This is a genomic window from Shewanella sp. ZOR0012, from assembly GCF_000798835.1.
Classification (GTDB): Bacteria; Pseudomonadota; Gammaproteobacteria; order Enterobacterales; family Shewanellaceae; genus Shewanella; species Shewanella xiamenensis.
Map to the genome: position 1 here is coordinate 2778376 of NZ_JTLE01000094.1, position 18865 is coordinate 2797240.

An 18865-nucleotide genomic window follows, 5' to 3' on the forward strand; every position below is an offset into this window, starting at 1 on the left:
GCTATCAATATCACTGTCATTGCTAAGGACGTTACCGGTGGCAACGGAATCTTCATCTACGGTAATGCTGTCGTTAGCGAGCAAGGATGGGGAGTCTGTGGCAATTGACTGTTCGGGAGTGTCGGGTGCAAATGCGGCTAGTGTTTGTCCAGAAGTGCTATAACCTGATGTGGCGAGAGCTTCTGAACCATCACGCGCAAGGCTAACATAGCCAGAGTTACCATCACTGGCTGGTGCATTCCCTGCTGCGGTTTCAGGTAAATTTTTAGTTGGGTCTTCACCTGAAGCAATAAGATCTTGTAATGCTTGAATTTCATCAGGTGTGGCTTCACCTGTCACTGGGGCAACAACCGCAGCAGATGCTGGATTGACTTCTATTTCATTAGACAGCTTGGTGCCATCATCGAAAGTGATTTCATAAGTCGCGTTTTCGCCGATATGGAGAACTGCACCCTTTGGGAGTTGTTCGCCATCCTTAGCGGGTTGATTTGAACCATTAACCTCGACTTCGATTTGCCCTTTAACAAGTTTCAGCAAACCTTTCTTTGTTGTAATGATCGATCCCATAATTAGCTCCCAACAGCCAAAGTGTGTTAATCCGAAGATGCACAAATTCAACAAATACGCTGAATTGTGATACAAGTGGCTAAATTTTAGCTTGGTCGCGTGTGTAAGTCAATTTTTTGACGCGCCGGAATGGCTTGCTATAACTGGATTTTAAGGGGTGGAGTGCGAAAAAATGGCACTTACAAGTGACAGAACTAGATGTAGTATCTTAAAACGCAAAAGAAACTGCATTTAGTGTCTCTTAACTATCAAAACAAACATATTAATAACAAACTATTCTTAAGATCGGGTTTAATATTTTATAAATGATGTGCGGCAAGTATGTTCAAGGTTGAATGAGGAGGGACCGCAATCCGCCTAATGGATTGCGGTTGATAGAAGTTATAGGTTTACTGCCTGACGATAGCTTTGGTTAGCATGACCTTGTTCGCCAAGTTGCTCTTGAATACGTGCTAACGCCAGCCAAGAGTCTTTACTCGGAGCAAGACGACAAACATTCTGCCAGCGGATTTTGGCTTCTTTCATATCTCGGGTTTGTTGGTAGAGTAGCGCTAAACACCGTTGGTAATCAGCATTGTTCTCATGGGTGATTTCATGCTTGAGCAATTGTTTGCGGATCTCTTCGTCATGGGCGGTGACGAGCTGTGGGATCACTTCTAACAGTGCAGACTCTGGCGAGCTACGTAGCTTTTTCGAGAGTAATTTAAGCGCTTGGTCTTTACGATTGAAGCGGCACAAGCCCATGGCATAAATCGCTAAAAACTCAGACTGGTTACGTTCATCGCGTGAAAGCCATTGCCAGCATTGTTCTAGGGCTTCTTCCCCTTTTAGACTCGCCGCTTTTAATAGGGCGCAATGGGTTTCAACATTCAGCGTATTTAACTTTGCATCCTCTAAGATCTGGCGTTTCTTCAGTATTGGGAGCAATAGCTTAAGCGCTTCCCAATCTTCCTGGGCGCGATATAACTCGAGGGCGAGTTTCAGCACAGGGGCTTTACTCTTGCTAGTTGGGGCTAACTTATCTAGCTCGGCTCTGGCTAAGGCTAATTCACCTTGTTTGAGTAAATAACGGGTACGAGTGGTTGCTACCGCATTGGCCGTCATAGGCTGCGCTTCTGCGCGGGCAAGATATTGATCTCGCTCGGCAGTTTTATTTTGATGTTGAGCTGCACGTGCAGCGGCTAACAAATTTAATGCTGGCAGTTCACCGTTGTCGGCTCCTTTAATCATGGCGCGTTCTGCTGCAGGCCAATCTTCTTCGGCAATGGCAAGTGCGCCGATGAGGGTGTGTTTTTTGGCGGAGCGGCGACGCCAATGCTGCGGGATAAAACGGCTACGTAGCAGCAGATTAATCACAGTGATCACTAACCATTCCAGCACTTGGAATAGCGCATAAAACACGATTAACATGACGATGCCAAAAACTAAACTGGTCTCAAGCTGGTAATCACCCGCGGCAATATACACATAGCCAGTATTGCCAACAATCCAGGGGCTGATACACAGGCCTAAAAGTATAATACCAAGAAATATTAATGCCTTAATCATAGCTGCGGTTCCTCTGAAGAGGTGAGTTCACCATAGCTGGTTAACTGTAATAACAGCGGTTTAGCGGCAAAGGATTTTAGCGTAATAGGGTCAAGATCGAGTGTTGCCAACTTGTCGATTTCGGCAATGGCCTCGCTAGTTTGATGCGCTTGAACATCAAAATAGGTTTGGATCCACTGGCGCGCCATCATCAGTGATTGATGATAAGCGGCTCTATCATAGCGATAGAGTGCCAGTTGTGATTGCAGCAGTTTATGGCGGATATTCTCAACCAAATACCATTGTTGCTCTGGAGCAAGTAGGGCTGGCGCATCGGCGGTGCGATGACGAATAGTAATAAAATCTTGAGTCAACGCCTTCCAGGTTTTACTCAGATTACTTTGCCAATCGTTAAGATCGCCGGAAATGGTCGTATCTTCAGCCGTGCTTGCTTCAGCATCGGCACGATTTAGCGGCAATTTGTCAAGTTGGTCGATTAAGGCATCGAGTGCTAATACACCACCTTCAATATCCAAACTCTTAATATTGGTGGTCGCCGCAATATCCTTTGCCAATGCCTTACGGATTGGCAGTAATGCGGGGTTGTTCATCGCGGCAATAGTTTCATCTGCGGATTTTAATAAATCGGTTGCCGTACGTGGATCTTTTTCGAGCCAAAGCTTACGTCCAGCCATGTTTACTAGATATTCGGCTTCTGAGGCCATCCAGTGGGTTGGGCTGCGCTGGGCCAGTTTCTCTAGTCTGTCCTGTAACTGGTTTTGATCTGTGGCAAGCTTAGATAACTCTTGGAAGGTTTTTGCATCTGAGAGTTGTTGTTGCTCAAGTTGTGCAAGACGCTGATTTGGGACGAGTAAAGCCTGTTGCAACTGATCTTGCAGGGCTAGATTTTTCGTCTCTTGCAGTTGAAGCTGTTGCTGCATTTGTTGATACAGCAAATAGCCACCACCTATGGTGCAAACGGTCAAGCCTAAGGCCAGTAGTACACCAAAACGAATAGCCCATGAGCTACGATTCACTTGCACCACTTGGCTCGCAGTTTGGGTCGATTCGGGTTTACTGGCTTGCGACTTAGTGTCGGCAGGTTTGACTTCTTGTTCTTCAGGCTTGCTCGCCTGTGACTCAGAAGCTTGGTTGTGTGGTGCAGCGTCATCGGTATTGACCGATGTGGCGAGAACTGGGATAGCCTGTGACTCTGGGCTTTGGGCGTCGTGCTTGTTGTTATCCATTTAACAGTCCTTAAAATCATGCTACTGCCGAAATTCGAGTAAAATCGGGCTAAATAGCACTTAGAGTTTAAGGGCGTTTAGCACGGCTTTGCTGTTGGCGGCATTGGCATTGGTGACTTGGGTTATACCAAAGGCATGAGCTTGAGCTTCTACTCGGTTACTGGGGACTATGATATGACATGAGCGCAGCCATGCAAATAACTCTTTTGGCACTAGATTAATCAGATTATCTAGTACTTCACCACTCGTCACGACAATAGTATCTATCCCTAAGTCTCGCCAGTGTTGGCTAACCGCTACGCCATCGAGTGGTGGGCAAGCGCGTTGATAGACTTCCCAATAGCGCAGCTTCGCGCCTCTGGCACTCAGTTGCTCAGCGAGGGCTTCACGACCACCGACACCACGAATGATAGTGATATGTTTGCCTTGGATATGTTGCAGTGCAGGCAATGTCAGCAAGCCTTCTGTTTGCTGACAATCATCCGGTGCTTCGAGAGCTTCAATTCCCTTCTCTTGTAGCGCTTCCCACGTAGCATGACCCACGGCGAAATAAGGTACGCTTGGCCAGTCTTTAACTTGGGCTGTATCGACTTTAAACGCAGCATCAGCAAAGCTGACTGCATTGGCGCTGATACAGATAACCATATCGACATGGGCTAGGGGATGCGAAGAGTCAGGCGGCAGAGGAGGCGTGGCCTCAACGCAGAGCAGTGGCGTCACGCAGTGTTCGATGCCTCTTTCATTCAAGGCATCGACCATTGACTGATTGCGCCCCTCGGGGCGCGTCAGTAAGACTTTCATCGTCTTAGGCTTTGGCGTAAACAGCGTCGAGGATGCTTTTAGCGCCTTTGCTCAGTAGTTCTTCAGCAAGGGCAATACCGAGTTGCGTCGCTTCGGTCTTTGGACCTGTGATCACGCCTTCGATGATTTCGCTACCATCTGGATTACCAACGAGGCCGCGCAGTGTCATCTCATCACCATCGATTTCGGCAAAGGCGCCAATAGGAACTTGGCAACCACCTTCGAGGCGAGTATTCATGGCGCGCTCGGCGATGACTCGGTAGCGCGTTTCTAAGTGTTCTAATGGTGCCAATAATGCTTTAACGCGCTCATCATTGGTACGGCATTCAATACCGACAGCACCTTGACCGTTTGCGGGTAAGGATTCTTCCGCAGAAATAAAGCTGGCAATACGCTCTGATAATTTCAGGCGAATTAAACCCGCCGCAGCCAGGATAATCGCATCGTATTCGCCGTTATCGAGTTTCGCGAGGCGAGTACCGACGTTGCCACGCAGATCTTTGATAATCAGGTCTGGGCGTGAGGCGCGCAGTTGGCACTGACGGCGTAGGCTTGAGGTGCCTACCGTGGCACCGAGTGGCAGCTCACTGATTGACTTATAAAGGTTAGACACAAAGGCATCGCGTGGATCTTCGCGTTCACAAATCACTTCCAGCCCTAAGCCCTCGGGGAAATCTACTGGCACGTCTTTCATGGAGTGTACGGCGATATCGGCTTGGTCTTCGAGCATGGCGACTTCGAGTTCTTTCACAAACAAGCCTTTACCACCAACTTTCGCTAATGGCGTGTCTAAGATAACATCGCCCTTAGTGCTCATTGGCAATAGCTCCACCACAATTCCTGGGTGAACGCGTTCTAATTCTGCTTTAACAAATTCAGCTTGCCACATGGCCAGCGGACTCTTGCGGGTAGCGATACGTATGCGGTTTTCAGACATGCCTAGTTTCCATCCGAGATCTTAGTTGCGCCAATGCTAACATTGGCTATTCGCGAATGTAAGGAAGCCGTATCGATTCTTTGAAGTCGGCGGTGTTCTAAATCGTATAAAAGTGTGATGGATATCTCATTTAGTTGCTCAGCTTTGCAAAAGTGTTAACATGAGCACACTTCTCAATTGTGCTTAAGTGTCGTGTTCTAGGATGGATCAGCAAGGCCAGTTTCCTGATATTGCAGAAAGACTTAATCAGGTTCGTATTGCACGGGCCTTAGCCTTGTTGTCTCCGTTGCAAAAGCATTTGTTCCGTTTGATCCCCTTTTTACTTCAACAGAATAGCGTTCAGTATCCGGGATACGTTGATCCTAATACGCCTTGCGGTATTTATGGTTACAAGGCGGGCTTAATAGAAGCCCAGGCTTGTGATGTGTTTAAGCTGCCTTTTATACCTAATGACATGGATTGTTATGCCTTCGAAGGGATATATGCCATGGGCAGTACAGCTAGCTTTGGTCAGAATGCAAAAAGTGATGTGGATGTGTGGCTAGTCCATCATGAGGATTTGTGTGATGACGACTTAGCCTTGGTTAAATTAAAAACGGAACGACTAACCGCTTGGTTTGCAGAGTATCAGTTTGAGGTGAATTTTTACTTGGTTCATCCACTGCAATTTTGTGGTGATATCTCACAGCGTACCGGTTGCCAGTCTTCTATGGCTCATGAGCACAGTGGCAGTACGCAGCATTGGCTGTTGCTTGAGGAGTTTTATCGCAGCCAAATTCGCTTGGCGGGTAAAACTATTGCATGGTGGCCTGATGCTAAGCTCAATCCTGAATTGCTATATCTTGGTAATGTGCACGAGTTACCGGCAAGCGAGTATTTTGGTGCCTCGCTTTGGCAGCTTTATAAAGGCTTAAATAAGCCGCATAAAGCGTTGATTAAAGTACTTTTGCTTGAGGCTTATGCCAGTGAATATCCCCATTCTCAGTTACTGTGTGACCGGCTTTGGCAAAAGACCTTAGCAGGGGATTTTTCTACTGCTAACGATGCTTATTACGCAATTTATGAGGCGATTGAAGCCTATTTATTAAAGCAGAATGATAGTCGTCGGCTGGAAATTGTGCGCCGCTGTTTTTATCTAAAATGTGGCGTGTTCTTAAGTGTGTCTGACCAAGGTAAAGATTGGCGCTATGCCAAAATGCAAAAGTTGGTGCAAGAGTGGCAGTGGCCCAACAGTTTAATTACTACCTTAGATGATTGTGAGCATTGGCATAGTGGCCAGCTCAATTGGTTTAATGAGCAACTTAATGAATTGCTGCTGGCGAGTTATCAAACCTTGCTGCGTTTCGCCTCCACCCATGAGTTAAACGAAGGACTCAGGATTGAAGAGTTGGGGATGCTCACTCGCAAACTACATACTTACTTTAGCCAAGATGAAGACCAAATCGCTAAGCTGAATTTGCTCTGGAGCCACTCGGTTGCTGAATCTGAAGTAACCATGGTGTCCAGTAACAAGGAAAATCAATATTACCTCTACCGCCAGGGGCCAAAGCCGCAGAATCTGTTAGGTGAATCTGCTATTTGCAAAGGGAAAAGCCCGTCAGCGCTGATGATTTGGGCTTGCTTAAATGGGGTATCGACGCCAGAAACCAAATGGTATGAGTTTGGCCAGAGTAAGATTAAATCCCGAAGGTTGACCGACGCTTCAAAACGATTACTTAATTTTATCGATCATGATTGGCGGGTCTCAAAGCTTGACCTATGTCAGCCTTGGCATTTTAGAAAACTCATTTTTATCTTAAACCTCGACTGTGATCCTACGATCCATTGGCAAGGGCAAGAGATGATGGTCGATGTCATGAATGCCAACGTGTTTTCATTGGGTCGTAAGCAGGAAAATATGCTCGGCGCCCTCGATGCTATTTGCCTTAATAGTTGGGGGGAGTGGCAGTGTCATCGTTTTGAGGGCGAAACCGCAGTATTGCAGGCACTCGCATTTGTCACACCAGGGCTAAGGCGAGCGACTCATCCCGTGGATATGGATGTGATTAGCTGTTCGCAAAAGCTCAGGCCACAACTTAAGTTAGCGGTGAAAAACTTGCTTAAACAAACGGTGCGACTCTGTCAACAGGTGCAACAATCGAGCACCTTAGTGCAGCCGCTGCAGATTAGTCATACCCGTTACGGGATCTTTTTTAATCCTTTGGGGATGGCCTATCAGGACTTGAGTGATGCCAAATCTTTTTATCAGCAACTTGCTCGTAGTCATTTAGTACAATTGCCTCGGCCAGAGTTGGGGGATGACCCTTTTTCGAGCATGCCGAAAATCATTCAAAACTTTGCCGCCAAGGGAGCGATCCAGTACTTTCTGCGGCAACGCACCGATAGCTTAGATGTGTTTATTCTCGATGAGGAAAATCAGCTGAGTCATTATGTGCAGTCTGGTTCAGATATGAGCGAATTGGTCAACAAAGTGAGTCATCACTATGTTTTTGATGAATTTTATGCATCAAAAGCACGGTTTAATATTCCGCAGTTTTTCCATTTAGTACGGGTGGCGGGTGAGCTAACCGTGATGCCCTTTGGGGTGGATATCAATAACGCCAATGTGGAGTTTTAAGCGGGAGCGACCTCCCGCTTAGGAATAAAGCCGCGGCTTAGGAGAGGCTGAGTTCGATACCGCTTTGGCGTAGAATCGAGTCCTGCACAAAGGGCATAAACTCGCCGCCATTACGACCATCAAGCCATTTTCCCTCTACATAGCCAAAGTGATAGCCACCGAAACGCGTTGCTACCCAAATTTCATGCAAAGGTTCCTGTTTGTTGATTACGATTTTCGAACCATCGACAAATTCTAGCTGTAACACGTTACCACTGGCATCAATATCCACATCGGCATCTTGTTCATCAATTGCGGTTTCGATAGCGGTCTCTATCGCTTGGAACATGTCATCGGCGAGCTGGTGAAATTCTGTATCTGTCATGGCCATGCATTTCTGTCCTTTGCTTTCGTCAAGATGGGTGCGATTATAAGATGATTAGTCACTAGATGCACAGATGTTGAGAAAAATGAGACTGTTTTTATTGTTATTGATTGGTAGCCTATTCATTACAGCCTGTGGTCAAAAGGGCCCCCTGTATAAATCCTCTCCAGTAGAGGCGACTCAGTCTAAAAAAAATAAGCCAGCTAAGCGTGATGCTACGCCTGTACAAGCCGCGGAGCCTCAAGCTGAAACTGAAAAAACACAATAATAATCAGCATAATTACTACAAAGCGCAGTAAGGAATCGGACATTGGATCACTTTCTCTACCAAGATAATACCCTGTACGCAGAAGGCTGTCGGGTCAATGATTTAGCCCAGCAGTATGGCACGCCACTGTATATCTATTCCCGTGCGACGCTCGAACGTCACTGGCATGCCTTTAATAATGCGGTGGCCGACCATCCACATTTAGTGTGTTACGCGGTGAAAGCCAACTCGAACTTAGCCGTACTGAACGTATTGGCTCGTTTAGGTAGTGGTTTTGATATTGTCTCGGGCGGCGAGTTAGCGCGGGTGATTGAAGCCGGTGGTGACCCTGCCAAAGTGGTGTTTTCTGGCGTGGGTAAAACCGTTGCCGAAATGGAGCAGGCATTAAATCTTGGTATCTACTGCTTTAACGTTGAATCGAGTGCTGAGCTTGAACAACTTAACGATGTTGCCGGCCGCTTAGGTAAAGTTGCTCCAGTGTCACTGCGGGTGAATCCCGATGTCGATGCCGGTACGCATCCTTATATTTCGACGGGTCTTAAAGAAAATAAATTCGGTATCGCCATGGATGAGGCCGAAGTTGTATTTGCTCGCGCCCATGCGCTGCCGCATTTGCAGGTAAAAGGGGTTGATTGCCATATCGGCTCACAGCTCACTGAAATTCAGCCGTTTCTCGATGCAATGGACAGAATGCTATCGCTCATTGACCGCCTAGCCGAGCAAGGGATAGTGATTGAGCACTTTGATGTGGGTGGCGGTTTAGGGGTGACCTATGATGATGAAACGCCACCGCATCCTGATGTGTACGCCGCTGCACTGCTCAAGCGTTTAGGTCATCGCAAGCTCAAACTGATTTTCGAACCGGGCCGTGCGATTGCTGCCAATGCGGGGATTTTTGTGACTGAGGTGCTGTACCTCAAAGAAAACAGTGACAAACGTTTTGCGATTGTTGATGGTGCCATGAACGACTTAATTCGGCCCGCACTCTATAGTGCATGGCAAAATATCATTCCGGTGAATCCACGGGATGAAGATACGCAAGTATTTGATATTGTAGGGCCAGTGTGCGAAACCGGTGACTTTTTAGGGAAGGACAGACAACTCGCGATTGCGGCGGGGGATTTACTGGTTGTGCGCTCAAGCGGTGCCTACGGTTTTGCCATGGCCTCAAACTATAACACCCGTCCGCGTGCGGCCGAGGTCATGGTGGATGGCAATAAGGCTTATTTGGTGCGTGAGCGAGAAAAATTAGCGCAGCTCTGGCAAGGTGAGCAGCTCCTGCCGTAAACTAGAAAATTATATTGATTCAGGCGCTTGGCTAGTTATGGCGGCGCCTAGGCTTAAAGGATAAGTATCTTGATCCAATTCACTAAGATGCACGGACTTGGCAACGATTTTATGGTGGTCGATGGTGTCACGCAGAACGTGTTCTTTTCGCCTGAGCAGATCCGCCGTTTAGCTGACCGTAACTTTGGCATCGGTTTCGACCAACTCTTGCTGGTTGAGCCACCCTATGATCCCGACCTCGACTTTCATTATCGCATCTTTAATGCCGACGGTGGTGAGGTCGAAAACTGCGGCAATGGCGCCCGTTGCTTTGCGCGGTTTGTCCGTAATAAGGGGCTGACGAATAAGAATAAAATTCGTGTAAGTACCTCTGCGGGTAAGATGACACTGCGCCTTGAGCGCGATGGTACTGTCACTGTGAATATGGGCGTGCCCGTGCTCGAACCTAGCCAAATCCCCTTTAAAGCCAAAAAGGCCGAAAAAACCTATCTGCTGCAAACGCCGCAACAAACCTTTTTGTGTGGTGCGGCCTCCATGGGCAATCCCCATTGCGTGCTCGATGTGGAAGATGTTACCAGCGCGAATGTCGCCGAAATCGGTGCGTTACTCACCAAGCATGAGCGATTCCCGCGCGGAGTAAACGTTGGTTTTATGCAGGTGGTGAACTCGGGTCATATCAAGCTTAGAGTTTACGAACGTGGTGCGGCTGAGACTTTAGCCTGCGGCACAGGTGCTTGTGCTGCCGTAGTAGTCGGACAAATTCAAGGTAAACTCGATCAACAAGTACAAGTGGATTTACCGGGCGGCAGCTTAACCATCAATTGGGAAGGTGAAGGCAAACCGCTGTGGATGACAGGCCCTGCGCAGCACGTTTATGATGGACAAATTCAGTTATGACCGAGCCTTTGATGCCGCAGACCAATCTTCCCTTTGATGAGTTGATTATTCGCGAATATCTACTCGATAATCCTGACTTTTTTAATCGGTATCCCGAGCTGTTATTGGCGATGCGTTTGCCCCATTTGGAGCGCGGTGCGATTTCCTTAGTCGAACGACGTCAAGAGTTGTTGCGCCTGCGGGTTGGGCAACTCGAAGAAGAAATCACCAGTTTACTGGCCATGGCTGCACGTAATGAAAAGATATTCCGATTTAATACTGAACTGTCTTTTAAGCTACTCAATTGCGTTAACTTAGAATCCCTTAAAGAAGTGCTGGCTGATAATTTAAAGGCGCAGTTTAATTTTACCCATGTGCGTCTTATCAGTGTGTTAGAGGCCGATATTGAGATGAAGGCGATTTGGGCGCAGCGTTTACGCAATAATTACTATTTTGGTCGTCTGACACAACAAGAGGCGAAACGCTTATTTGGCAGTGAGGTCGGCTCGGTGGCATTAGTTAAACTAGCTGATGATATTCCTGTCATTTTTGCAGTTGCCAGCCACGATGCCACCCATTTTCATCCCGATATGGACAATATGCTGCTCGAGCAACTTCGGCGATTGCTGGCACATATGCTCGCCAAACTTTAAGCCCCGATGAGGAGTCCAATATGAACTCGCCAGCTAATGATATGCCCGCGCGTTGTCACTCCTATTTACAGCAATTTGAAACCTATATGCAGTCTGAACGTCAGTTATCGGCGCATACGGTTCGCAATTATATGTACGAGTTGCAGCGGGGAAGCGAGTTACTGCCCGAAGGTGTTGACCTGCTCAATGTCGGGCGTGAGCATTGGCAACAAGTGCTTGCTAAGTTACACCGCAAGGGACTGAGTCCGCGCTCGCTGTCATTATGGTTATCGGCAGTAAAACAGTGGGGAGGGTTTTTACTGCGCGCAGGCGTGATAGAACTCAATCCTGCCAAGGGGCTGAGTGCGCCCAAGCAAGCTAAGCCTTTACCGAAAAATATCGATGTCGATTCCCTCACTCATTTGCTTGAGATTGAAGGCAATGATCCGCTAACACTGCGTGATAAAGCCATTATGGAGCTATGCTATTCCAGCGGGTTACGTTTAGCAGAACTCGCAGCGCTCGATTTATCCAGTGTGCAATATGATCAGCGTGAAGTGCGGGTATTAGGTAAGGGCAACAAGGAGCGTATCGTCCCCGTTGGTCGTTATGCTATTGATGCCTTAGGCGCTTGGCTTGAGTGCCGCAGGCAAATCCCCTGTGAAGATAACGCATTATTTGTCACCGAAAAGGGCAAGCGTTTATCCCATCGCAGCATTCAGGCGCGCATGAGCAAATGGGGGCAGGAACAGGCGCTTTCTATGCGGGTGCATCCCCATAAGCTGCGCCATTCTTTCGCCACACATATGCTGGAATCCAGTGCCGATTTACGGGCGGTGCAGGAATTATTAGGCCACGAAAACCTGTCTACCACGCAAATTTATACCAGTTTAGATTTCCAACACTTAGCTAAGGTGTATGATAACGCCCATCCTAGAGCGAAAAAACAACAGGATAAATAATGCGTTGTTATCTTAGACCCCAGAATATTCGTGCGATTAGCTTCGATCTCGACGATACCCTATACGATAACGAACCCCACATTCTCAATGCCGAAGCTGAGTTAATGCAGTTTTTGCATCAGGCTTACCCGCTGACTCAAGCTTGGCAACCGCAGCAATGGCGACTGCTCAAGTTGCAGTTGCTACAGCAAAATCCGGCCCTCGCCCATGACACCTCGGCGGCGCGAATTGCAACTCTGCATAAAGGCCTTTTACTGCTCGGTTATAGTGAGCCTGAGGCAAAACGTGGCGCGCAGGAAGGTTTAGCTTGTTTTTATTTTCATCGAAGCCATTTTCAGGTTTCAGACGACGTCTTGGCGCTGCTCACGCGTTTATCGGTCCATTTTAGGCTGATTGGCATCACTAATGGTAATGTGGACGCACAGCGTATCGGCTTAAGTAATGTGTTTGAATTTGTGCTGCATCCTGGCAGTGGTATACGGATGAAGCCTGCTAAAGATATGTTTTCACAGGCCTGTGAAAGGTTAGATATCGGCTTAGATCAACTGCTGCACGTTGGCGATAGTATGAATGCCGATGTTCGCGGTGCGCGTTTGGCGGGGTGTCAGTCGGTCTGGCTCAACCCAAGTTTTGGCCGCGTGGCATCGTTACCTATTGCAGCACTCTTACCCCATATGGAGATTGCCACTCTCGATTCATTACAGGAAATGTTATTGCCTTAAAAGAATAGCAGCCTATTTAAAGTGATAGGGATCAAGGATTGGCATATCGTTTTGCCGTAGAGTATTAGCATTTGTTTAACTCAGTTGTTACGCCCTCACTAACAAGGAACTGCTATGGTGCGTTTAAGTCTGTTGCTCCTCTTGAGTCTATCGTTTATAGCCCCTGCGTCGGCGCACGAAATCCACTCCGGTGGTGGTTTTATGGCGGGCTTTAATCATCCCGTTTTAGGTTTTGACCATCTCCTTGCCATGTTAAGTGTGGGCATGCTCAGTACGCAGCTCGGTGGTCGCGCGATTTGGACTGTGCCCTTAGCCTTTGTGTGTTTTATGTTGGTTGGTGGAATACTGGGGCTTTATGCCATTCCGGTGCCCTTTGTTGAAATTGGCATTGCTTTGTCAGTACTGTTGCTTGGGTTAGCGATTGCCTTTGACCGCCAGTTACCGCTCTTATTTGCGATGGCATTTGTCGGCGTGTTTGCGATTTTCCACGGTCATGCCCACGGCATGGAAATGCCTGAACTTGCCAGCCCAGTTCTTTACGCCTTTGGTTTCTTATTCGGTACTGCGGTTATCCATTTAGGTGGCGTTATGCTAGGTCTAGGCATGCAGCGCGTCACTGGGCAACGCAGCTTAATGCGCGTATCTGGCGTGGCAATTGCCGCCATGGGTGGCTATTTACTCGCTGGTTTTTAGAAAAAGCACTACCGCGCCTTTATCAGCTTATTGCAGTGATGGGCGCGGCGTAGCATTTGTGTAACCTGTCTCCGGCTGGCATGCATGTCGGCATCTCCAACCCGAAAATAAGTACCTGTATAAGCATCGGTGCCTATAAATACTGGCTTTAGGTGCTCTGGTGCGAGCGGGACACGAATCCTTATCAGCTTTTTATTCATAATTTCAATCAGCTGCACATCAGATATCGCTAAAATATTACAGCTTATCCGGCTAGGGTCATCGAGGATCTCCCAAAATTCCTGTAATACGGGTAGAGGATTAGGAATGCCTTCAATGGTGAAATGGCCACGATCTTCGCGTACCCCAAGAATAATCTCTCCGCCTAAGGTGTTGGCAAAGGAGCTATAGGTTGCCCAAATATCTTCAGGTAATTGACCTTGACCATCACGGCCTCTTGCGAGTTTAAATTCTACTTGGGCTGATTCGTGTAGAGAAGCAATATCATCGAGTGCGAATGTTGGGTATGTCATGGCGGCTTATCCTTGCAAGGCACACCACTTTTTGTAACACGCCAAAATCACAAAGGCCAGCAGTTGTGCTGACCTTGGTGGTTAATCAATCTTGTTTATTAGGCGAGTTGCAGCGCCTTAGGGAAGAGAATGTTGTTTTCTAAATGAATGTGCCTATGCAGGTCCGCCTCAAATTCTGCGAGCGTTGCATAACAAACCCGCCAAGTAGTACAGGCATATTCGGGAGGCGTAAAGTCGTTGGTTAACTCATGTAGCTTTTGTAAAATCAATCCTGCTTCTTCGTGCTCGTGTTGCATTGCATTGATAGGGTTACCTATATGACCAAAACAACCCTGCACTTGCTCGCCTTGACTCATCGCCCGAATCGCAGGAAAGAGGATATTTTCTTCCTTCATCAAATGCGGCATTAAATCTTCTATCAACGCACGAACCCAAGCTGCAAATGGAACAATTTCGGCATAATGCTCGCCATGGGCGCGTACCATCTTTTCTGAGTATTCCAGCAATAATGGTGCTTTAGCACGGACATATTGGTGGTGAGTACGCTCAATATAATCAATTAGTTGCTCAAGTGGTAGTTGATTAAGTTCATCTTCTTTAGCTCCTGAATTTGTCATGTACTCTAATGCGGCGACGACTTTATTTGGGTCGGCTTGCGCTCGCTCACAGGCACTGATCAGTGCTCGACCACCGCCACAGCAGAAATCGATACCAAATTGGCTAAACACATGGGCGCGGCGAAAATCCTCCGCGACCAACTCGCCAACTTTACGCTCAAGCCATGGCGATAAAGGGGCTGATGGTTGTTCAACGTGAGACGCTGACGAAAAGCTAGTTGATGACATTGCAACACTCCAAAGCACAAATAATTTACATGCATATTATTTGCAGCTTTATTGTGATGCAATAAATCCTGACTAATTTAGTCAGGATTTGCTGCGGCTGTCACATTAAATTGTCTGAATTATTCCCAAAGGAGTAGGGTGTAGAGGCTGATAAAGATAAGTCGACGTTTTATCTAATTAGTATTTTTTTGGAACTGTGTGGCGTATTGAATTTACCATTCTTTGCGTATCATCTAAGGCTCATCCAATATTAAGTATCTGATGATAAATGAAACTACAAAGGTGCTTTCAACGCCCTAAGAGTAGGGCATTAAAAGCAAATTGCTGAAGAAATGAGGAGGTTATTCCACGTTTTGGATCTGCTCGCGCATTTGTTCGATGAGCACTTTGAGCTCGACGGCGGCGGCGGTGATTTCGGTGCTGATGGATTTAGAGGCGAGGGTGTTCGATTCGCGGTTAAATTCTTGCATCATAAAATCTAAACGGCGACCTTCGCTGCCGCCTTTTTTGAGGATGCGGCGGGCTTCGTTAACATGGGCTTCGAGCCTGTCCATTTCCTCTGCCACATCTTGTTTTTGCGCTAATAAGATCATCTCCTGCTCGATGCGGGCGGGATCGAGTTCACCTTTGATTTCGGCGAGGCGATTGGTGAGTTTATCGCGCTGATATTCCATGACTTTAGGCATATGCTCGCGCACAACGGCGATTTGCTCGCTGACGCCGTCTAAACGGCTTAAGAGCATGTCTTTGATGGCTGCGCCTTCACGCCCACGGGCTTCAATGAATTGGTCGATAGCTAAGTCGAAGGCGGTCATTAAATCGGCACCAACCGCGTCCATATCCTGCTCAGCACTAGAAAGTACTCCTGGCCAGCGCAAAATATCGGTGAGGTTGACTTCGCCTTGTCCTGCTTCTTGTTTGAGCCAACTGGCGGCGTCGAGTAGCTGTTTGGCTAACCCTTGGTTTAATTTAAGTTCGTTATTGCTGTTATCGGCTAATTCGTAGCGTAAATTGACCTCGACTTTACCGCGGCTTAAGCGTTTACGCAGGCGGTCGCGCAAAACGGGCTCGAAGCTGCGGAATTGTTCTGGCAGACGTAGGTAAGTTTCGAGATAACGCTGGTTGACTGAGCGAATTTCCCAAGAGGCAGTGCCCCATTGTGCTTTGTGCTCAATGCGAGCGTAGGCTGTCATGCTTTGGATCATGGGTTGTCCTAGTGGTTTAATCGTCATAATGAGAGGCGATTATAGAGTCAATGGCTTTAGGATTAAAGGCATACCACTACTCGCGAGAAGGATTAGGTGTTTGTGTGACGAGTTTTCTAGAGAATCACCCTAAGCATGGCATCTAGAGGCACAAAACCCTATAATATGCAGCCAAAATCGGTCAATGACTCAGAATACAGGAATTTCGCATGCGTCCAAGTAACAGAACGCCAGCACAAACACGTCCCATCACTATCACTCGCCAATTTACGGCCCATGCCGAAGGTTCTGTGTTAGTCGAATTTGGCGAAACCAAAGTGCTTTGTACCGCCAGTTTTACTGAGGGTGTACCGCGTTTCCTTAAAGGTCAGGGCCAAGGCTGGGTGACGGCGGAATACGGCATGTTGCCACGCTCAACCCATAGTCGTATGGATCGTGAAGCCGCTCGTGGTAAGCAATCTGGTCGTACTCAAGAAATTCAACGTCTTATCGGCCGTGCGTTGCGTGCCTGTGTGGATATGAAAGCGCTGGGTGAAAACACCATCGTCATCGATTGTGACGTGATCCAAGCTGATGGCGGTACCCGTACAGCGTCAATCACTGGTGCTTGTGTCGCCTTAGTGGATGCGCTTAACTGGGCTCGTGGTAAAGGCATTATTAAATCTAACCCGCTTAAGTTCTTAATCGCTGCGGTCAGCGTGGGTATCTACAACGGTGAAGCGATAAGCGACCTAGAGTATGTTGAAGACAGCGCTGCTGAAACCGATATGAACGTGGTAATGACAGAAACCGGTAAGATTATCGAAATTCAAGGTACTGCCGAAGGTGAGCCGTTTACTCACGAAGAGTTGATTGAGCTGCTCGGATTAGCGAAGAACAGTATTCGCGAAATCGTCGATGTGCAGAAAGCCGCATTAAATTAATTGTTATTGATAAAAAGCCCCGTTATGGGGCTTTTTATTAAATCAATATTGCTATAACCCAATAAAAATAGAACGTTAAAGTCGTAAGGAGAGATTGTGAAACCCTATCAACGTGAGTTTATTGAATTTGCCCTAGAGCGTCAGGTACTGCGTTTCGGTGAGTTTACCCTTAAATCGGGCCGTATCAGTCCTTATTTCTTTAATGCTGGCCTATTCAATACTGGCCGTGATTTAGCCCGTTTAGGGCGTTTTTATGCGGCGGCGTTAGTGGATTCTGGCATAGAGTACGATCTGTTGTTTGGCCCTGCTTACAAAGGTATTCCGATTGCGACCACGACAGCGGTGGCTTTGTGCGAACATCACGATATCGATATACCTTACTGCTTTAACCGTAAAGAGAAAAAAGATCACGGTGAAGGCGGTAGCTTAGTCGGTAGCGAGCTTAAAGGTCGGGTGATGCTGGTGGATGATGTGATCACTGCGGGTACTGCGATCCGTGAGTCGATGGAAATCATCGAAGCTCATCAAGCGCAGCTCGCTGGCGTATTAATTGCGCTGGATAGACAAGAAAAGGGCAAGGGCGAATTGTCGGCCATCCAAGAGGTTGAGCGTGATTTTGGCTGCGGTATTGTGGCGATTATCAAGCTTGCGGATCTGATCCGCTATTTATCTGAAAAACCAGGTATGGAAGCGCAACTAGCAGCGGTAAGCCAGTACCGTGAGCAGTATGGCATCGAGGCCTAATAAGGCTTAAGCGTGTTATAAACCGCTAAAACAGAAACGCTGCGATCCTGTCGCAGCGTTTTTTATGCCTCGCACAAAGTAAGGTCTTACTTCGACTGGTGTAAAAACTCGGCGCGGGTCGCGGGGTTGGATTTAAAAATACCACCTAAGGCCGTAGTGGTGGTGGAGCTAGTGGAGTCCATCACGCCGCGGGATTTTACGCAGTAATGCACCGCATCCATTTTAACCGCAACATCTTTAGTTTCGAGCAAGGTCTGCAGCGCGACTAACACTTGCTGAGTCAAACGCTCTTGTACCTGAGGACGTTGGGCAAAGAAACGTACAATGCGGTTAATCTTTGATAAACCAATAATTTTTTTACGTGGAAGATACGCAATGGTTGCCGTGCCATCAATAGTGACAAGATGATGTTCACAGGTACTGGTCAGGCTAATATCCTGTACGCGCACCATTTCATCAAAGCCCATTTTGTTATCAATTACAGTGATCTTTGGGAAGTTCGCATAATCTAGACCGGAGAAGATTTCGTCGACATACATTTTGGCGATGCGGCGTGGGGTATCGGCAAGACTGTCATCAGAAAGATCCAGTGACATAAGCGTCAGAATTTCCTTCATATGGTGTTCAATCTTGTCCTTACGCTCTTCAGGAGTAAACACACTGGGGAGCATGGGGGTTTCAAGTCCGCGCTCTTGTAGGGCGGCCTGTACTTTTACTGCTGCTTCACTTAATGACATTTTTATCCTCCACTACTTCAGTAGCGGCTATCACTGAAAACCTAGCACTGGTCGCTGAATATCAGCAATCAGGCGCGCTAGGGTATAAATCGATTCGTTGTCACTTGGACAAGAACAAGGTGGGGCAGAATAGCGCGAATTGCGGATAATTCATACCAAAAAACGCTTACGCTGAAGATGAAAAAGCCGATAGTCCTTATCGATTATCGGCTCCTTGGGGCGCTAAAACATCATTATCTTGATGAAGATAGAAGGGCGTGTTGACGTTTCAGGGTTATTTTTGCAGCAATGTGGCTGGCTTTTATGCAAGGCAAAGTCCGAGCAGTGTAGTTATTCTACATAAACGGACGATAACGCGGCAGAAAAGCCAGCCAAATGCTGCCCGAAGGGTTCGTCTGG

General features: G+C 47.5%; 20 protein-coding genes. 10 read left to right on the plus strand and 10 right to left on the minus strand.

All coding sequences use genetic code 11. From position 1 onward, the window contains the following. The 5 genes from L976_RS13885 to hemC form a co-directional block, all read right to left on the minus strand. A partial coding sequence (locus L976_RS13885) for a retention module-containing protein (RefSeq protein ID WP_156143256.1) occupies window positions 1-567 on the minus strand: 567 nt, incomplete at its 3' end. A gap of 381 nt (window positions 568-948) precedes the next feature. Then, entirely contained in the window at window positions 949-2115 is a 1167-nt protein-coding gene (locus L976_RS13890; protein WP_047537592.1) for a heme biosynthesis HemY N-terminal domain-containing protein, read from the minus strand. Further along, window positions 2112-3341 carry a uroporphyrinogen-III C-methyltransferase gene (locus tag L976_RS13895; protein ID WP_047537596.1) on the minus strand — a complete coding sequence of 410 codons (1230 nt, stop codon included), beginning with the start codon at window positions 3339-3341 and terminating at the stop codon, window positions 2112-2114. Before L976_RS13895 ends, L976_RS13890 begins: the two co-directional genes overlap by 4 nt. A 60-nt stretch (window positions 3342-3401) precedes the next feature. Continuing rightward, window positions 3402-4142 (minus strand): uroporphyrinogen-III synthase, encoded by a 741-nt coding sequence (locus tag L976_RS13900; RefSeq protein ID WP_047537599.1) that lies wholly within the window; start codon window positions 4140-4142, stop codon window positions 3402-3404. 4 nt (window positions 4143-4146) lie between these two features. Beyond that, window positions 4147-5079 (minus strand): hydroxymethylbilane synthase, encoded by a 933-nt coding sequence (gene hemC / locus L976_RS13905; protein ID WP_037423000.1) that lies wholly within the window; start codon window positions 5077-5079, stop codon window positions 4147-4149. Between the two features lie 202 nt (window positions 5080-5281). Here hemC and L976_RS13910 point away from each other — a divergent pair, with 202 nt between their 5' ends. Beyond that, window positions 5282-7696 carry a class I adenylate cyclase gene (locus L976_RS13910; RefSeq protein WP_047537602.1) on the plus strand — a complete coding sequence of 805 codons (2415 nt, stop codon included), beginning with the start codon at window positions 5282-5284 and terminating at the stop codon, window positions 7694-7696. A gap of 37 nt (window positions 7697-7733) precedes the next feature. Here L976_RS13910 and cyaY read toward each other — a convergent pair whose 3' ends face one another. Beyond that, window positions 7734-8066 carry an iron donor protein CyaY gene (gene cyaY, locus L976_RS13915; protein WP_037422994.1) on the minus strand — a complete coding sequence of 111 codons (333 nt, stop codon included), beginning with the start codon at window positions 8064-8066 and terminating at the stop codon, window positions 7734-7736. Window positions 8067-8133: 67 nt separating this feature from the next. On the opposite strand from cyaY, the gene lptM reads away from it, so the two are divergent. From lptM to L976_RS13950, 7 genes are all read left to right on the plus strand, one after another. Beyond that, the gene (gene lptM / locus L976_RS13920) at window positions 8134-8328 is read left to right on the plus strand and encodes an LPS translocon maturation chaperone LptM (RefSeq protein ID WP_037422991.1); all 195 of its coding nucleotides are present in this window, start codon (window positions 8134-8136) and stop codon (window positions 8326-8328) included. 42 nt (window positions 8329-8370) lie between these two features. Continuing rightward, window positions 8371-9615 (plus strand): diaminopimelate decarboxylase, encoded by a 1245-nt coding sequence (lysA, locus tag L976_RS13925; protein WP_047537605.1) that lies wholly within the window; start codon window positions 8371-8373, stop codon window positions 9613-9615. A 69-nt stretch (window positions 9616-9684) separates the two neighbouring features. After that, the gene (gene dapF, locus L976_RS13930; RefSeq protein ID WP_037430212.1) at window positions 9685-10512 is read left to right on the plus strand and encodes a diaminopimelate epimerase; all 828 of its coding nucleotides are present in this window, start codon (window positions 9685-9687) and stop codon (window positions 10510-10512) included. Further along, window positions 10509-11144: a DUF484 family protein gene (locus L976_RS13935; protein WP_047537610.1), complete on the plus strand. Its 636-nt coding sequence runs from the start codon at window positions 10509-10511 to the stop codon at window positions 11142-11144. The genes dapF and L976_RS13935 overlap by 4 nt, the downstream gene beginning before the upstream one ends. 41 nt (window positions 11145-11185) lie before the next feature. After that, window positions 11186-12085 carry a tyrosine recombinase XerC gene (gene xerC, locus L976_RS13940; RefSeq protein WP_172590938.1) on the plus strand — a complete coding sequence of 300 codons (900 nt, stop codon included), beginning with the start codon at window positions 11186-11188 and terminating at the stop codon, window positions 12083-12085. Further along, window positions 12085-12807 carry an HAD-IA family hydrolase gene (locus L976_RS13945; protein WP_047537614.1) on the plus strand — a complete coding sequence of 241 codons (723 nt, stop codon included), beginning with the start codon at window positions 12085-12087 and terminating at the stop codon, window positions 12805-12807. Before xerC ends, L976_RS13945 begins: the two co-directional genes overlap by 1 nt. 114 nt (window positions 12808-12921) lie before the next feature. Next, on the plus strand, window positions 12922-13500 hold the full coding sequence (locus tag L976_RS13950) for a HupE/UreJ family protein (RefSeq protein WP_023266363.1): 579 nt from the start codon (window positions 12922-12924) through the stop codon (window positions 13498-13500). A gap of 8 nt (window positions 13501-13508) precedes the next feature. Here L976_RS13950 and L976_RS13955 read toward each other — a convergent pair whose 3' ends face one another. The 3 genes from L976_RS13955 to L976_RS13965 all read right to left on the minus strand — a co-directional run bounded on the left by L976_RS13955 (window position 13509) and on the right by L976_RS13965 (window position 16062). Beyond that, a complete protein-coding gene (locus L976_RS13955) occupies window positions 13509-14012 on the minus strand; it encodes an AlbA family DNA-binding domain-containing protein (protein ID WP_047537623.1) in 504 nt (167 codons plus the stop codon). A gap of 98 nt (window positions 14013-14110) precedes the next feature. Beyond that, window positions 14111-14857, minus strand: a complete 747-nt coding sequence (ric, locus tag L976_RS13960) for an iron-sulfur cluster repair di-iron protein (protein WP_047537626.1) — start codon at window positions 14855-14857, stop codon at window positions 14111-14113. Window positions 14858-15198: 341 nt separating this feature from the next. Continuing rightward, window positions 15199-16062 carry a YicC/YloC family endoribonuclease gene (locus tag L976_RS13965; RefSeq protein WP_037422912.1) on the minus strand — a complete coding sequence of 288 codons (864 nt, stop codon included), beginning with the start codon at window positions 16060-16062 and terminating at the stop codon, window positions 15199-15201. Between the two features lie 209 nt (window positions 16063-16271). On the opposite strand from L976_RS13965, the gene rph reads away from it, so the two are divergent. Continuing rightward, window positions 16272-16985 carry a ribonuclease PH gene (gene rph / locus L976_RS13970; RefSeq protein ID WP_011073930.1) on the plus strand — a complete coding sequence of 238 codons (714 nt, stop codon included), beginning with the start codon at window positions 16272-16274 and terminating at the stop codon, window positions 16983-16985. 96 nt (window positions 16986-17081) lie between these two features. Continuing rightward, complete coding sequence (gene pyrE / locus L976_RS13975; protein WP_047537630.1) at window positions 17082-17729, plus strand: orotate phosphoribosyltransferase; 648 nt, start codon at window positions 17082-17084, stop codon at window positions 17727-17729. A gap of 86 nt (window positions 17730-17815) precedes the next feature. Here pyrE and folE read toward each other — a convergent pair whose 3' ends face one another. Continuing rightward, window positions 17816-18466 carry a GTP cyclohydrolase I FolE gene (folE, locus tag L976_RS13980; RefSeq protein WP_037422910.1) on the minus strand — a complete coding sequence of 217 codons (651 nt, stop codon included), beginning with the start codon at window positions 18464-18466 and terminating at the stop codon, window positions 17816-17818. Between the last annotated feature and the right edge of the window lie 399 nt (window positions 18467-18865).

Excerpts from the sequence above, each read along its gene's own strand:
- cyaY (WP_037422994.1), bottom strand. The coding sequence starts at position 8,066 with ATGGCCATGACAGATACAGAATTTCACCAGCTCGCCGATGACATGTTC.
- L976_RS13895 (WP_047537596.1), bottom strand. The coding sequence starts at position 3,341 with ATGGATAACAACAAGCACGACGCCCAAAGCCCAGAGTCACAGGCTATC.
- L976_RS13945 (WP_047537614.1), top strand. The coding sequence starts at position 12,085 with ATGCGTTGTTATCTTAGACCCCAGAATATTCGTGCGATTAGCTTCGAT.
- lptM (WP_037422991.1), top strand. The coding sequence starts at position 8,134 with ATGTTGAGAAAAATGAGACTGTTTTTATTGTTATTGATTGGTAGCCTA.
- L976_RS13965 (WP_037422912.1), bottom strand. The coding sequence starts at position 16,062 with ATGATCCAAAGCATGACAGCCTACGCTCGCATTGAGCACAAAGCACAA.
- L976_RS13935 (WP_047537610.1), top strand. The coding sequence starts at position 10,509 with ATGACCGAGCCTTTGATGCCGCAGACCAATCTTCCCTTTGATGAGTTG.
- ric (WP_047537626.1), bottom strand. The coding sequence starts at position 14,857 with ATGTCATCAACTAGCTTTTCGTCAGCGTCTCACGTTGAACAACCATCA.
- L976_RS13955 (WP_047537623.1), bottom strand. The coding sequence starts at position 14,012 with ATGACATACCCAACATTCGCACTCGATGATATTGCTTCTCTACACGAA.
- L976_RS13910 (WP_047537602.1), top strand. The coding sequence starts at position 5,282 with ATGGATCAGCAAGGCCAGTTTCCTGATATTGCAGAAAGACTTAATCAG.
- xerC (WP_172590938.1), top strand. The coding sequence starts at position 11,186 with ATGCCCGCGCGTTGTCACTCCTATTTACAGCAATTTGAAACCTATATG.
- rph (WP_011073930.1), top strand. The coding sequence starts at position 16,272 with ATGCGTCCAAGTAACAGAACGCCAGCACAAACACGTCCCATCACTATC.
- L976_RS13890 (WP_047537592.1), bottom strand. The coding sequence starts at position 2,115 with ATGATTAAGGCATTAATATTTCTTGGTATTATACTTTTAGGCCTGTGT.
- folE (WP_037422910.1), bottom strand. The coding sequence starts at position 18,466 with ATGTCATTAAGTGAAGCAGCAGTAAAAGTACAGGCCGCCCTACAAGAG.
- hemC (WP_037423000.1), bottom strand. The coding sequence starts at position 5,079 with ATGTCTGAAAACCGCATACGTATCGCTACCCGCAAGAGTCCGCTGGCC.
- L976_RS13900 (WP_047537599.1), bottom strand. The coding sequence starts at position 4,142 with ATGAAAGTCTTACTGACGCGCCCCGAGGGGCGCAATCAGTCAATGGTC.
- L976_RS13950 (WP_023266363.1), top strand. The coding sequence starts at position 12,922 with ATGGTGCGTTTAAGTCTGTTGCTCCTCTTGAGTCTATCGTTTATAGCC.